Genomic DNA, 15,834 nt, shown 5'->3' with positions numbered 1-15,834 from the left:
TGACGAATTTTCGGTGGATTAGTTCCCTGCAGCTTTATCTTCGAGGAACTTTTTGTAGATTTCGACGCCTTTGGCGTTTCCTTTAGATGCTGCAGCAACTTGGGGCCAAACTTCTGCGATGGACTTTTCACGCATTCTTGCCACTTCTTCGTCGCTCAGCATGATCACTTCGCCACCGGCATCGCGCAGGATTTGCAGCGCTTCTTCAACGCCTTCCGCGTGCATACGGCTGGTTTCAAAGTAGGTTTCTTCGAAAATACCGTCGATTTGCTCACGCTGCCAGTCCGTCAGGGCATTCCAGCTTTGCAGGTTGATGAAGATTTCCTGGTGCTGTGCGGGGTTCCAACCCGGCATGATCGCGTAGTCGATCACTTCCTGGAAAGACATGTCGTCGATCCCACCGGTATCCCAGTAGGTGCCTTCGATCGTTCCCAGCTTGATGGCAGTATAGATTTCACCACCGTTCATGGAAACGGGTGCACCGCCCATGGTCGAGTGGAAGATCGCCTGAGGACCACCTGCGCGCATTTTGTGGCCTTCCAGGTCTTCCATTTTTTCAACCCGGAATTTGGTGAACATCGCGTTTGGACCTTGGTTGGTCCAACCAGCCCAGTGCAGGTTACGCGCGTGGGCAGCTTCCTGAACGATATCGCCGACGCGATAATCAGGATTTCCCCACATCACTTCCCATGCTTCTTCGGTGTTGTTGGCGCCCATTGCCATACCGAAAGCCAGCATGCCTTCCGGCATGTCACCACCATAGACGGATCCCCAGCCGGCATAGCCGTCTGTTTGGCCGGCTGCGGCCGCAGAGAAGGCCTCGGCGCCGCTTACCAGTGCGCCAGCAGGCTCGACACGGATTTTAACGGTACCTTGTGTTGCTTCCTCAACGGCTTCAACCCAAGGAATCAGGCCGTTGTCCCAACCAGCGTCAGTTTGGTCAAATGCCGGCTGGAAAACCCATTCTGTTACCTCATCCGGCGGGCCGTCTGCAGCGAAAGCAACGCTTGCGCTGGTGGCAAGAGCACCGGCCCAAAAGGCTGTCTTTATGGATTTTTCAAGTTTCATTTGTATCCTCCTTGTTTGTAGAGATGATTTTTTTCGTTTTGATCTTGTTCAGATTAGGACGTCGCCAGGTTTCGGCTTACGCCTCATCAGGTTCGCCGCCGAAGATTGTTTGCAAATCCACAAGAAGCTTCTTGATGACGATCAGCAGAACAAAGAACCCGGCGAGTGGGATTGCAAATTTGATTGGGTAGATCGGAATCGGCACCGATGTCGGCGTCCACTGGTTGAGCATCAGTGAAAGCGAACCCGCTTCGTATCCTTTCCAGATCAGAGTCACCAGAAAGAGGATCGCGATGGGCGCGGTCAACACATCTAGGATCGCCTTCTTTCGCGTTGTCGCATTCGCGTAGAAAAGATCAAGCTTCACAAAGCTATCATGCTGCAGCGAATAGATACCACCCACACATGCCAAAAGCACCATTGCGGCCTGCAAGGTGGTGCCGATCCATTGCGATGGGTTGTTGAGCAGGTAACGCATGAAAACGTCGGAAACACCAAACGCCATGCAGTACAAAATCAGAAACCATCCGATCCAACCTGCGAATTCGGATATGGCCCCTGTAAGAGCTTCAAGTCCTCGCATCAGCACGCTTTGTCCTCCCCGTGAAAATGCCTATTTTGAACAAGGCGTTGCAATGACTTTGCAGACCCAGCTCTGTCTTCCCTAGAGGAATATGATGCGTTCCATACGCGAGCAGGCGCAACCCCTCATTTCGCAGAAGGCTTGCATCGTCCTCCTCGGGTCAAGTTAAGATTATGCAGGCCAATAAGCGAAAGGCACAGATCGATGAAAATATGGGCACAGATCAATCCAATGCTTATCACATTGTAAAATAACAATATTATTCGATATCGACTTGAAATTAAGCGGGTAATTTCAATGTCGATGGTAACAGTTAGCGCCCGTCCAACGCACATTGCTTCAATGGATCGACCAGACGGTGGTTCTTCGTCGTCCTGTTGCAATCCAAAGATGAGATTCAGAAAAGCAATAGGATGCTACACAGATTTTGCGTAGGCACGTGTTAGTGTTTTCACGAGGCCTTTGGGATCAACTTCAAATAATAGAACCTCGCCGGAATATGACGTGGCGCCTCAATGTCTCGATGCGAGAATTTTAAGAATGGCCGCTCACTCTCAGCCTTGGCTCAGACAACTTTTCCGCCGGTAATATCGAATTCAGCCCCCGTGCGAATTCCGGATGGCCATCTGGTTGTCATGGTTTTGAGTCGGGTATTGAATCGCACCCCTTCCATGCCGTGGATGTGATGGTCGCCGAACAAGGACCGCTTCCACCCTCCGAAAGAGTGATAAGCGACCGGAACCGGGATTGGCACGTTTACTCCGACCATACCTATGCGCACGCGCGCCCAGAAATCACGCGCAGCGTCACCGTCGCGGGTGAAGATCGCCGTCCCGTTTCCATATTCATGATCGTTTATCAGACCAACTGCGTCTTCGTATCTGGCAGCTCGCACCACGGAAAGGACCGGACCAAAGATTTCATCCTTGTAGATGGGCATATCAGGCGTCACTCGGTCAAACAGGCACCCGCCGATGAAATAGCCGGCTTCGTACCCCTGTAACGAGATTTCGCGCCCGTCGACAACAAGCTCGGCACCCTTTTCAAGACCCTGTTCAATATAGGAATAGATGCGGTCGTAGCTTTGCTTGCTGATCACGGGACCAAGTTCTGAGGACGGGTCGGTAAATGGCGCAACTTTCAAAGCCCGCACCCTGGGTGCCAGTACGTCGATCAGCCGATCTGCTGTGTCTTCACCAACGGGTACGGCAACGGAAATGGCCATACATCGCTCACCCGCAGAGCCATAGGCCGACCCAATGAGCGCGTCCGAAACCTGTTCCAAATCCGCATCCGGCATAACGACCAGATGATTTTTTGCGCCGCACAACGCCTGCACGCGTTTCCCGTTCGCCGAGCCACGCGAGTATATGTAACGCCCAATTGCCGTTGAGCCGACAAAGCTGACCGCTTCAACCAATGGATGATCCAAAAGCGCATCCACGGCCACTTTATCCCCATTCACGACGTTGAAAACGCCCGGTGGCAACCCGGCCTGCGCCAGTAATTCCGCGATGCGCATCACGACCGAGGGGTCTTTTTCGGAAGGCTTCAGCACGAAGGTGTTTCCACAGGCAATGGCCACCGGATACATCCAAAGCGGGACCATGGCGGGAAAATTGAAGGGTGTTACACCTGCAACAACGCCCAAAGGCTGTCTGACAGAAAAACAATCTACGTTTGCTGCAACGGCCTCTGAATACTCGCCTTTAAGAAGCTGAGGAATCCCACACGCGAATTCGACAACCTCGATGCCGCGCGCAATCTCGCCTCTTGCGTCCGGCAGAGTTTTTCCATGTTCTGACGACAGCAGTTCAGCCAGTTCATTGGTATGTTTTTTGAGAAGATCGCGAAACTCGAACATAACCATCGCGCGTTTGGCAGGCGGTGTTGCAGCCCAGCCCGGCGCCGCCTCAGCCGCTGTTCTAACGATGGTGTCTACGTCTTCGACAGAGGCCAGCGTTGCCTTTCCGGTCACCGCCCCGGTGGCCGGGTTTACAATTTCAGAAATCCTGTTGCTCGCACCTGGCCAGAATTCGTTGGATACAAAGTGCCCCAGAATATTCATCTCTCACCTCGCTACATTCGACCTGACGGACCTATGGGCGCGGTAAATCAACAAAAAAATAACTTGCTTTCGCGTGGGCAAGTGACTCGATCAGACCAGCCCGATTGGCCTTGCCCATCAATAAAGGTAAGTTTGTTGGCCTGTTGGATAGACACAGATGAATTTAAGTGTGGGCACAGCTAGAGCGCATCAATGGCGCTGCGCAAGGTGCGAAGACCCTGTTCGATATTGCCTGCCGGAACGGCGGAAATGCCAAGCCTGAAGGTTATTTCACCCTTTTTTTCATCAGAAAAACAGACGCTAGACGGCTCGATAATCACGCCCCTTTGACGTGCAGCTTCCGCGATTTGATAGGCGCTGTGCCCTTGGGAGCTGCGGAAGAAAAAGTTCGTGCTGCCATATTCGTATTGCAACTCGAAATCGGGAAACAGCTCTTGGATGACCTGCGATGCGACGTGCCAGCGTTCGTTGAAAATCCGGTGCATCTTTGCCCGGTGCGTCTCATGATGACCAAAACGCAGGAACAGAGATGCGGTGTGTTGAATGACGTGAGGTGGATGGCGGATCATCATTCCGCGTAGGGCGCGCGCTTCTTGCACCAGAGATTCCTGGGCGACCAGATAGCCCAGCCGCAGACCCGGAGCCAAGCTTTTTGAAAGGCTGCCAGTATAGATCACCCGCCCCTGAGAATGCCCACTATACAAAGGAAGCAGACTGTTCTCATCAAAGTCCATGTCACCTTCATAATCGTCTTCGATAATCAGGAAATCTTCCTTCTTTGCCATGTCCAGCAGCTGACGTTTTCGGGTCTGCGACATAGACAGAACTGTTGGCATCTGACGGTTTGGCGTCACATAGACCAGATCGCATCCGGCCAGTCTTTCATCGACAACAAGACCCTCACTGTCGACGGGGATGAACCGGACCTCATCAAAGGTCTGTTCGAATATGTTACGCGCGTCGGCATATCCTGGATCCTCAATTGCAACGACGCGGCCAAAGCCACGCAGCAAAGCCGCCACTATATAGATGGCCTGCTGCGCACCCATGGTAATCAGCACGTTTTCAGGCTTGGCGACGATGCCTCTATGCGGCAACAACCGGCTACAGATTTGTTCAACAAAGGTGTCGGAATCACGATACTGGTTGTCACCTGTCCAATTGCTGAGGTCGCGCATGTTCAACGCCAGTCGGGAACATTCACGCCATTCAGCCAAAGGAAACCTGTTCGAGGCCGCCTGATTGCACACGAACGGGAACTGATAGTCCGGCCAATCCGCAGGCCGCGTGATACAGCCTGCTTTGGATGGTAAACGCCTTCTGGTTATTCTTTCGACGATGTTCGGGAAATTCGCGTTAATCTCTTGATCTGCCTTGGCCTGCGTCCGGTTCAGATTGAGAGAGACATAGTAGCCAGATTTTGGCTTCGAAATGATCGTACCTTCGTCAACAAGCCTGGAATATGCACCCAACACCGAGTTCACAGACACCTTGAGATCACGCGCAAGTGCTCTGCAGGAGGGCAATTTCGCTCCATTTTGCAGTACGCCGCTTGAAATCAAATAAGCCAACTCTGCGCGTATCTGATCGCGTATACCTAATGCGTCATCGCGGTCGATGTTCATCACATTGACCAGATTTGACGCCGAACGCTGTGCATCGGATGCCTCTGGTTGATTTTTGCAAGAGAGATTTTTGCTCATCGTGAACTGGCCATTTGATCAAACACAAGACGCATGATTATTGTGATCCTGCATCCGAGTTTTGGGGGCTACGCGAATTGTGTACGTATCCCGGAATATAGAAAGCCTCTGGGCTTTCCATTCTCAAAACCGACATCCGACAAAGGGTAGCGCCTTGCCAAAGCATTGTGGATGGACAATCGAGCTCTGTTCAGGCTGATCAATGATGTGATTGCCCAGCTTGAAGTCAGAATTGCCCCACAAACCGCAAATCGCCGACGATAAAGAAGGGCTTGAACAAGCCTGAAACAGGTCGGCCAGTGTATTCCCGTTGTAAACTGGCAATAGCCTGAGATTGCCTGGTTCCATAAACACTCCTTTTATCGCATGTTTGCTCGGACTGTACTGCGATGGTCTCACCCTATCACTGACTACGCAAGATTCGTTCACGTGAAGATTCGCGGGTTAACATGGGGGTTTTCCCCATGTTTCTTAAGAAAAACAGTGCAGGGCCTCATTCTTCGTCAGCTGTGGCTTAGTTCACCTCATCTGGCAACATCAGGGTGCTGAACTCAGAACTGCTGCCGAAGCCAAGAATTGAACGCTTCGATTTGTGGACGAACAGCAGCGCGGTGATCTGTTCTAATGAGGTAATGAGATTGCTCCAATGCTACCGCTTCGCCAGCGATACGAATGTTCTGTCCGGCCGCCATCGCCCGTGCCGCAAAACGTTCAATGACCACGGCACACCCCAAACCAGCACCAACCATTTCGATCGCGGCGGTTGAGGTGTCGGTCACCAGCCGCGCGCCAGGGCGCGTTGATTCCAGCGAAAAGGCGGAAAGGTAGCGCGCCCAATGATCGTCAAAACCCAAGATATGAATTGAGGGGTGCTGCAGTAAGTCCTTGGGTCCTTTTATCATTTCATGGGACACGGCACTGACAATCGGGACAATCGCCTCGTCCGAAAGCGGCTCCAAATTAGGGCCAACATAGTCTTTGGACGCTAAGACGATATCAACATCGACCGGGTGTTGTTCCGAGGAATCCTTCCAGATCGAGGTTAAAAGTTTGACGCTGGTGTCGGGATGATCGCGCAGAAAGCCATCCAACCTTGGAGACAACCACATGATGAAGGCCATCGAGGCACGTATAGTGATCGTTGCTGCCCCGTGGGGACCAAATAGACCGGTCGTCGACATCTCAATCGTGCCCAGTGCTTCGCGGACAGGCAGTAAGTAAGCTTTGCCCACATCGGTCAATTGCAGACTTTTGGGGCGGCGCACGAACAGCTTATCGCCCAGCTGCGCCTCAAGGGCTTTGATATGCTGGCTTACGGCAGTCTGTGTCAGGCCGATTTCTTGACTCGCAGATGTGAAGCTCAGCAATCGCGCTGCGGCTTCGAAACTCCGCAACCAGTTGAGGTTCAGATTGTGGCGCATCAGCTTTCCATAAAAATTTTTTGTTCATGGGCCCGTTTTGTTTCGTTTTATCTGATCAAGACTGCTCTGCATAGTATCGGGGTGTGCGACAGCGCACTGACCGGTTGAGTTTTCCTGAAGGAGATCATCATGACTGACACCAGCCAATCCAAACGGGATGTCGCTCTGGATTTTGTAGACCTCGACCGCTACCCGATTGCCGATCTGGACAATGGCCCGGGTGCAGAATTATTAGCCCAATGTCAGCTCAGCATCGACACCAACGGCTGGTGCAATCTGGATGGCTTTCTGCATTCTAAGGCTTTGAAACAGGTGAATTCAGAGGCAAACGCCCTGCTTCCGACGGCGGAGATTTTGCACGTGAAGCGAAACATCTATCAGGGGGCGATTGACCCTTCGCTGCCTGACGATGATCCACGCCGAAAAGAATTCATCCATAGCGCCGTGCAGCTTGCAGATGATCAAATACCGGCAGAGTCCGGCCTCAAGCAGCTGTACCAGTCAGAAATTTTGACCGAGTTTGTGCGGCGGGTGCAGATGAAAGACCAACTGTATCGATGCGCGGATGAGTTTCAGGCGCTCAACGTCGTCGCCCTGCAACCCGGAAGCGGACATGCCTGGCACTATGATACGACCGAATGCACCGTCACGCTGTTGTTGCAGGCTGCCGAAAAAGGTGGCGAGTTCACATTTATTCCAAATTCCCGGACAGACTCGGATGAAGACCGAGAGGCGGTGGACCGCTTGTTGGATGGGGACTTGTCTCATGCCCAGACCTTCGCGCGCGGGGCGGGAACGCTGACGTTGTTCCGTGGCGGGTACTCGTTACATGGCGTGACCAAGGTTGAAGGAGACCGCCCCCGTATTACGGCCACGATGACTTATGACGAACAGCCCGACCGCGAAATCGGCGATGAGATCAACATTCGCATTTACGGCAAGCGGGTGGAAAACATACTGGCCAGCCGCAAGGCTGAAACCACGGGCTAAGGACGGAAATGAATGAAAACCGCACTTTTGGTGATTGATGTTCAAATGGCCCTGGCGCACGAGGATGCTTTGGGCACGGAACGGTCTTGTCCCGAGGCAGAAAGCAATATTACCCAGCTGCTGGAAAAATTCCGCCGCGACGGCAGCACGGTCGTCCATATTCACCACCATGGTACGGATCCCGAGGACCCGTTTCACCCCGACGCCCCGGGGTGTGCAGTTCAACCATTCGCGGCCCCGGCGACCGATGAGCCTATCGTCGTCAAGACCGGCAGCAGCGGTTTTGTGGGAACACCATTGCAGGCAATTCTGCAAGACGCTGGCGTCGAGCGTGTTATCCTGTGCGGTGCGACCGCCAATCATTGTGTAGAATCGACCACGCGCAGTGCAGCTGATCTTGGCTTTCAGCCAATCTATGCAGCCGATGCTGTTTGGACTTATGGGCTTACCGGCCCGGACGGAAAATCCCACAATGCCACTCAAGTTCATTCGGTTAGCATGGCAACGCTTGACGGTGAAATCGCGGATGTGAAATCCACAAACGACATTCTGGCCCAATAACACTGGCGATCAAAAAGAAGCGCTGCGTTGATTAATGATAAGTCAGAATTCAAAAGCATGATTTCTCAACACTTTTTTCGTTTTTTCCGTCGTGAAAGAAATAGCAGACTGAACCGAAACGTCCGCCGACAAATTACCTAGTCAACTAGCGCCTTTTTCAGAAACAAGCACCTCTGATCGGGCTGCGCGCCCGGGCAGTTCAGTAGATGACGTTAAGCATCAACAAGGAAACAACCAGGAACAGAATTGTCATAACTCCACCCGAGCGCACAAAATCCATAACCTTGTAACCTGCAGGGCCCATAATCAGCGCGTTGACCTGATGGGTTGGAATAATAAAGCTGTTCGAGGTCGAGATTGCTACGGTCAGTGCAAAGACAGCTGGGTTGCCTCCTGCCGCCACCGCAATCGAAATGGCAAGCGGCACAAGCAAGACAGTGGCCCCGACATTCGACATGACCAACGAAAAGGCTGTGGCCAATATCGCGACACCAGCCTGCAGCGCCCATATCGGCCAGCCGTTTAGAATGATCATGATTTGCTGGGCAATCCATGCCGCCGTTCCGGTGTTTTGCACCGCCTGCCCAAGCGGTATGAGACAGGCCAGCAGGAATACGGTGTTCCATCCGACTGCGCGATAGGCCTCATCCACACTCAGTACACGTGTGAGCATCATTCCCGCGGCTCCGGTAAGCAGGCACAACGACAAACGAACGTCGGTGAACAAAATCAGCGACAGGGAAATTGCGAAAAAGGCCAAGGCCCAACCGACCTTCTGCGGCCGCAATTCATCCTGCGGAAAATCCGTTGTCACGACGACAAAATCAGGATCACGCTTAATGCGCATCAGGTTGTCCCATCGGGTATGTGCAACAAGCATGTCCCCTGCGTGAAATTCCTCGAGCCCGATCTGAGTGGATTCGTGCGTGTCGGTTTCAACATGGCTAAGCGTTTCTTCACCGCGGTGAATTGCAAGCAACGACATGCCATAGGTCTTGCGAAACAAAAGCTCGCGCGGGCATTTTCCGATCAGTTTGCTATCGGGCGTCACAACGACTTCGGCTATGCCGGCATTGGTCGGCGCAAATTCTTCAACGAAGATATCCAAATCCGGCAGAACCGTTAGACCGAATTTCAGTGCAAATTGTTCTACATCCCAGCGGTTTCCGATGATGGCCAATCTGCAAGGTGCTGCAATCTCGGCGGTCAGGACTTGAACCATCGACGTTTTGCCACGATAAAACGTAGAGATTATGTATAGGTGTTCTTCGTGGTTGATATCAGCCAGAATGCGCCCCACCAGCGGGCTATCTTCGGGCACGATCACCTCGAAAACATCTGCCTGCAGCCCGTACACCCGTTGCAAATATTCCTGCGTACCCTGCCCTGTGCCGGTACTGTCAGATCCGGTATCGCCCGGTAATACCCACCGCCCAAGCAGCAGAAAATACGCGATCCCAGTTAAGATCAGGACCGCTCCGATTGGTGTAACCGAAAAAAGACCAAATGGTTCAATCTGCTGATCAGCGGGCAGACCCTTGTTTGCAGTGATGACGAGATCGTTAAGCAAAATCAGCGGTGATGAGCCCACCATTGTCATCGTGCCGCCCAAAATGGCGCAAAACCCCATGGGCATCAGCAAGCGGGACAGCGGAATTCCGGACCTAGAGGAAATTCGGCTGACCACGGGCAAGAACAATGCGGCCGCACCGACGTTCTGCATAAAGGATGAAATAACGCCGACCGTGCCCGAAACAATTGGCAGCACCCGGTTCTCGGCGGTGCCCCCATATTTCAATATGACCGCCGCAACTTTGTTCATGATGCCGGTTTTATCCAGACCCGCCCCCACGATCATAACCGCGATGATGGATATCACCGCATTGGACGCAAATCCGTCGAACAGTTGCGAAACATTGGCAAGGTTCTCAAGCCCCGGAGCGTAGCTAAGAAGGCCGACCAGAACCAAAACCAGTATCGCAGAAAGGTCTATTCTGACAATTTCCGATACGAAAAGGAAAACGGTGAAGGCCAACAAAGCGCACACCACTCCCATCTCGAACGTGAAGGTTACGTGTTCCACTATATTCACCGAGACATTGTCAATTTTGCTTTAAATTGAACAACTAAACTATCAAGCTCGCGCTGTCATGATGTTTCAGTATTTACCGGCAAAACGAAACAAAATTTCAAGGCGATGACGCCAGAAAACACAGTGACGAGCGCCTCACGCCTCAAACATCCTAAGGAAACACTACTTATCATCCATGAATGCAACGCCCGTCCAATCGCCTGGCGGAGGGTCCGCCAGCAACGCTTTTGCTCGCTTGATCATCAAAACGGACGCAGGATCGCCCCCGCGCAAATTATCTGCGGTCTCAAAGGACGCGACCGCCTCGGACATGCGTCTGGCCCGGTAATGGGCAAGACCTGTTTCATAAGCCTCGATCCACGGTGGGGTCTCAGCGACACTGTCAGTCATGGCAATCAGTTCGAAAACAACCAGTTCTCCGGACCGGCCGGCAATTTCAAGCGTATCCAGTTCCCGGACGATGATCGCGTCACCTGCCTCTCGCCGTGTTTCGGGTCCAATGAGGATCGCGCTGCCATAGGCCTTGTTGGCCACCTCCAGACGGCTTGCTACGTTTACGACGTCCCCAATTGCCGTGTAGTTCAGCCGCTGTTCCGATCCGATATTCCCAACCAGAGCTTCACCACTGTTCAGACCGACCCTGACGCGCAGGGAATCGTCAGAGTCACTTCGCAGGCCAGCACTTTCGACCACGTCCACGAGTTCCAGCGCAGCACGACAGGCATCTTCAGCGTGGTCGAGATTTTCTCGCGGGGCACCCCAAAACGCCATCACCGCATCCCCGATGAACTTATCGATTGTTCCATGATGCCGTTCAATGGTCGATGACGCAGCGCTGAAGAATGGTGCCATCAACTCGACAATCTTCGGGCCATGCTTTTCGGTCAGGCCGGTGAAACCCGACACATCACAAAACAGCACAGATATCGTTTTTGTTTCCCCTCCGGGCTGCGTCTTGATACCTGCCGCCACCAGCATTCGCACAAGATCGGTCGGCACATACTTTCGAAACGCCGACAGACCCGCCGCCATGTTGGCCGTCGCTGCGGACAGGTTATTTAGCTCTTTCAGGCGCGAGGGACGCCGCGAGACCTGCTCGACATCGAAACGTTCAATTCGGCTGAGGTCTTCGGCAACGCGCGACAAAGGGTTTGCCACAACCTTGCGCATTAACCAAATGGCAAGACCGGTCGCCACAACAACCACCCCAAGCAGCGCATAAATCAGATTGACGAGCGTCCGGTCGATACCTGACAGGAAGGCGGCTTCGGGGATGACCGTGGCCACGCGCCACCCGTAAAATCCAAGCGGGGTCAGTGCCACGGCATAGGGCACGTCGTCATACACCACACGGGTCGTCAAACTGCCGGCGACATTCGGACCAGAGGTCGCCAAAAGGGTTTCCCCAGACATCTTGGCAACTTCGTACAGCTCACCTTCACCCATCCGCGCCGGGGTGACCTCATCTGCATCCGGGTCCGGTACGGCGATCACCTTGCCATCCGCGCTCAGAATATAGGCCGCGCCAAACTCACCCGGCCGCAATGATCCCAGAAAGCGCGACAGGCGATCCGTTTCAATGGCCACCGTCAACACGCCTTGGCGTCTGCGGTTCACGTCGATTGCCCCGGCAAAGGCATAGACCGTTTTGTCGCTACCCGGCAGGTCGCGCACCTCGATCCAGTCCGGCGTATCGCGATCAATGAAATTACCGTACCAGGCGTGATCGCGCGGATCATATTGGGTTGGCGAAAACGAGCGGTCTTCGAATTGGATGTCCCCCGGAATAAAGATGTAACGGTCCTTACGCAGGCTCCGATCCCGGATCTCGTCGTTGATTTCGATCATCTCCAGCCCACTGTCGCCTAAACGGTGGGCGGCGAAAAAGTCCCCGTCAGGCCAGCCGAAGGTAATCCACGATATGTTGGGCTGCGCCTGCAATTGCGACAGAAACACAAACTCTCGCTTGTCGGCTTGCTGTGTCTGAATCACATTCTGGACAAATATTGTCCGGACCGCGGCCCAGGCCGCTTCGGCGGATCTTAGGGTCAATCCAACTTCAATCCGCACCGTGTTGGCGATTTGACTGTTGATCTCGGCCGCCAACATCCGACTGTTTTCCCTCGCGGTCGTCCACCACAGCGAATGCACCACAAAAGTCGACGCGCCGATTGAAAGCGCGACAAGTATTGATACGGCAATTCCTACGCTGACTCGCACTTGTGGTCCAAAACGGCTGCTGGTGGCTTAAACCCGGGGTTGATCGGCCAAATGTCAGTGGAAGATTAGAGGGTGCAATTTCTTGTTTCCAGATAGTTTCAAGGATCATGCCGATTAGTTTACCCGGTGTTGAACACAGCAAGTGAATATCTGGTCACGCCGTACGACCCACGGGTCATCTACCACAAGCGCGTGATTGCGGGAATGGAGGATTGGCACGCCTAGCCCCCGTGTGTAACAGGGTGCATCCCGGTCGCAGCCTACCCGGGTAACAAAACAAGGGTTCAAAATATGAAAACGATCGTAATCTGCTCAGGCGGGCTGGATTCGGTGTCGCTTGTCGATGAGATGACAGGCGAAACCTATTTCCGGGCTTCGATACAGTTGGCCGAAAAATCTATTGGCAGCGGCGCGTATGAACGTCCTCTTCAGGCCGGAATGACCGTGGTGGCAGAGATGACCACAGGCGAGAATACTCTGCTCGCCTATATGCTGAAGCCGGTGCATCACACCGTGAACAACGCTTTTGACGAACGCTGATGGCAGGCCAGGTTACAAGCCAACAAAATGATGACGGTCTTGTAACCTGTGCGCGGATGGCTTTTCGACCAACTACTCAGGTGCGCATATTGGCTCCATTGGCATCGTAAATTGGTGCACCCAGAACCGTGGCGTCATAGAACGCGCCAAGGATTTCCACCTGTAGGATCGTTCCCGGCGCGGCATGGTCCGCGGCAACATACCCCATGGCCATCGACTCCCCGACCCGATGCGCATAGCCACCGGACGAGACATAACCGACGGCAGTGCCGTCTTTCACGATCGCCTCATCATTCGACACATCAATTCCGTCGACGTCGATTGTCATGGTCACTAGCTTCTGTTTGGCGCCTTCCGCGCGGGCCGCCGCGGTCGCCGTCTTGCCGACAAACTCTTTGTTCCAATTGATGAAGGCTTGCATGCCACTTTCAACTGCATTGAAATCCGGGCGGAATTCAAGCGTCCAGACACCCCACCCTTTCTCCAGCCGCATCGACATCAACGCGCGGGCCCCATACCAGCGATAGCCCAGATCGGCCCCGGCCTCTTCAATCGCTTCGGCCAAGCGCAACAGGTATTGCGGCTTGCAATAAATCTCATAGCCCAGTTCGCCGCTGAACGAGATGCGATTCAGGATCACCGGTACACCGGCCACAAAGGTCTGGCGAAGATCGCGGAACTTGAAGGCCTCGGCCGAGACATCCTCTCGCGTCAGCCGCGCCAACAACTCGCGGGATTTGGGGCCAGACAATGCGATTCCGTGCCAATCGTCCGACACGTTGGCATAGCTCACATCATCCGGCAGGTCCTTTTCGAACCAGCGGCGATGCGCCTCTTGCATGGCGCCTGAACCAAACAGGATAAAGTGATCGTCGGCCAAGCAGGCCACGGTCAAATCACCAAAGAGCTTACCCTTGGGCGTCAACATCGGTGTCAGCGTCAGGCGCCCCGGTTTGGGCACATACCCGGCCAGCACGTAATCCAGATAGGCCCGCGCACCCGCGCCTTTGAATTCATGTTTGGCGAAATTGGCAATCTCGATCCCACCAACAGCCTCTTGCACCGCTTTCACCTCACGCGCGACATAGTCGTGACTGCGATTGCGCTCAAAAGTCGGGTCTTCATGCGCGTCCTCAGGGCCATCGGCGAACCACAGCGCGTTTTCCAACCCAAAGCCCTGCCCCATCCGCGCGCCTTTTGCGACCAAACGATCATAAAGCGCGGTGGTTTTCTGCATCCGTCCCTTGGGTAGCGTTTCGTTCGGAAACGTCATCACGAAACGGCGTTCGTAGTTTTCCGAGGATTTGATTGTGCCCCAGTCTGGCGTTGCGAACTCGCCAAACCGCGCCACATCCATGGCCCAGACGTCGATCGAAGGCTCTCCGTCGATCATCCATTCAGCCATGGTCAGCCCCACACCGCCGCCTTGGCAAAAGCCCGCCATGACGCCCACTGCGACCCAATAGTTTTTCATCCCCGGCACCGGGCCGATCATCGGGTTGCCATCAGGACCAAAGGTGAAGGGACCGTTGATCATGTCCTTGATCCCAGCCTCGCCAATGGTAGGAATGCGTTCAAACGACATCTCCAGCCGATCGGCAATGCGGTCAAGGTCAGGTTGCAGCAGCTCATGCCCAAAATCCCACGGCGTGCCGTTCACCTTCCAAGGGGTCGATTTCGGTTCATACGTGCCCAGCAGCATCCCCTGCCGTTCCTGCCGGAAATAGATGTTGGCCTCATAGTCGATCCCGGCGGGCAGGCGCCCCGCCTCTCCCATGATCTCCATCCGCTCAGCAATCTGAGGGATTTTCTCGGTGATCAGATAATGGTGTTCCATTGGCTGAACCGGCAGGTGAATGCCAGACATATGCCCGACCTCGCGCGCCCACAGCCCTCCACAATTCACCACGTGTTCGGCATTGATCTGACCTTTGGGCGTGGTCAAGTCCCACGAGCCGTCGGGTCGCTGCGACATCGCGGTGACACCGCAATGGGTGAAATACTGCGCACCATAAACGCGCGCAGATTTGGCAAATGCATAGGTCGCCCCCGACGGGTCCAGATCGCCGTCCTGATCATCCCACAGCGCTGCATAGTAGTGTTTCGGATCGACCAGCGGGTGCCGTTCGGCCAACTCGGACGGAGAAATGAACTCCTGATGCAGGCCCATATAGCGCGCCTTGGACCGCTCGCGTTTCAGATAGTCGTACCACTCCTTGGTCGAGGCCGCGTAGAAACCTCCAGTGATATGCAATCCAACCGAATGGCCCGAGGTCTCCTCGATCTCTTTATACAGATCAATGGTATAGCTTTGCAGACGGCTGATATTCGGGTCCGAGCTGATCGTGTGAATCTGCCCCGCCGCATGCCAGCTTGAACCCGAGGTCAGCTCATCTCGTTCCAGAAGCACCACGTCCTTCCAGCCGAATTTGGCCAGATGAAACAGGATCGAGCAGCCAACGACACCGCCACCAATTACAACGACCTTGGCGTGGGACGGCAACGGTTTGCCGGTGGCTGTTTCGTCTTTTTGAATCTCGGGCATACGTGTTTTCCTTGGTTGACCGGCATAGGTGAAAGGTCGGGGA

General features: G+C 54.1%; 11 protein-coding genes. 3 read left to right on the top strand and 8 right to left on the bottom strand.

The features are described from left to right. Window positions 1-18: 18 nt before the first annotated feature. The 5 genes from ACR0AL_RS17415 to ACR0AL_RS17395 form a co-directional block, all read right to left on the bottom strand. The gene (locus ACR0AL_RS17415; protein WP_170351236.1) at window positions 19-1,068 is read right to left on the bottom strand and encodes a TRAP transporter substrate-binding protein; all 1,050 of its coding nucleotides are present in this window, start codon (window positions 1,066-1,068) and stop codon (window positions 19-21) included. Window positions 1,069-1,144: 76 nt separating this feature from the next. Further along, on the bottom strand, window positions 1,145-1,651 hold the full coding sequence (locus tag ACR0AL_RS17410; protein ID WP_170351235.1) for a TRAP transporter small permease subunit: 507 nt from the start codon (window positions 1,649-1,651) through the stop codon (window positions 1,145-1,147). Between the two features lie 565 nt (window positions 1,652-2,216). Further along, window positions 2,217-3,719, bottom strand: coding sequence for a CoA-acylating methylmalonate-semialdehyde dehydrogenase (locus ACR0AL_RS17405; protein WP_480648334.1), 1,503 nt, complete (start codon window positions 3,717-3,719; stop codon window positions 2,217-2,219). Window positions 3,720-3,898: 179 nt separating this feature from the next. Then, window positions 3,899-5,344, bottom strand: a complete 1,446-nt coding sequence (gene pdxR, locus ACR0AL_RS17400) for a MocR-like pyridoxine biosynthesis transcription factor PdxR (RefSeq protein ID WP_170351233.1) — start codon at window positions 5,342-5,344, stop codon at window positions 3,899-3,901. Window positions 5,345-5,973: 629 nt separating this feature from the next. Next, the gene (locus ACR0AL_RS17395; RefSeq protein ID WP_480664038.1) at window positions 5,974-6,843 is read right to left on the bottom strand and encodes a LysR family transcriptional regulator; all 870 of its coding nucleotides are present in this window, start codon (window positions 6,841-6,843) and stop codon (window positions 5,974-5,976) included. 129 nt (window positions 6,844-6,972) lie between these two features. On the opposite strand from ACR0AL_RS17395, the gene ACR0AL_RS17390 reads away from it, so the two are divergent. Further along, complete coding sequence (locus tag ACR0AL_RS17390) at window positions 6,973-7,833, top strand: HalD/BesD family halogenase (RefSeq protein WP_170351231.1); 861 nt, start codon at window positions 6,973-6,975, stop codon at window positions 7,831-7,833. A gap of 12 nt (window positions 7,834-7,845) precedes the next feature. Then, complete coding sequence (locus ACR0AL_RS17385; protein WP_170351230.1) at window positions 7,846-8,394, top strand: isochorismatase family protein; 549 nt, start codon at window positions 7,846-7,848, stop codon at window positions 8,392-8,394. Between the two features lie 199 nt (window positions 8,395-8,593). On the opposite strand, the gene ACR0AL_RS17380 is transcribed toward ACR0AL_RS17385, so the two are convergent. Then, entirely contained in the window at window positions 8,594-10,477 is a 1,884-nt protein-coding gene (locus ACR0AL_RS17380) for an SLC13 family permease (RefSeq protein ID WP_437436691.1), read from the bottom strand. 171 nt (window positions 10,478-10,648) lie between these two features. Beyond that, entirely contained in the window at window positions 10,649-12,706 is a 2,058-nt protein-coding gene (locus ACR0AL_RS17375) for an adenylate/guanylate cyclase domain-containing protein (protein WP_368040049.1), read from the bottom strand. Window positions 12,707-12,997: 291 nt separating this feature from the next. Between ACR0AL_RS17375 and ACR0AL_RS17370 the strand changes: the two genes are divergently transcribed. Beyond that, a complete protein-coding gene (locus ACR0AL_RS17370) occupies window positions 12,998-13,246 on the top strand; it encodes a hypothetical protein (protein WP_170351229.1) in 249 nt (82 codons plus the stop codon). Between the two features lie 76 nt (window positions 13,247-13,322). On the opposite strand, the gene ACR0AL_RS17365 is transcribed toward ACR0AL_RS17370, so the two are convergent. Next, the gene (locus ACR0AL_RS17365) at window positions 13,323-15,791 is read right to left on the bottom strand and encodes a GcvT family protein (RefSeq protein ID WP_480664035.1); all 2,469 of its coding nucleotides are present in this window, start codon (window positions 15,789-15,791) and stop codon (window positions 13,323-13,325) included. Window positions 15,792-15,834: the final 43 nt, after the last annotated feature.

The organism is Ruegeria sp. BB1, assembly GCF_056539465.1.
Note: the sequence above shows the minus strand (reverse complement) of the source record. Positions and strands in the feature narration are given on the sequence as shown.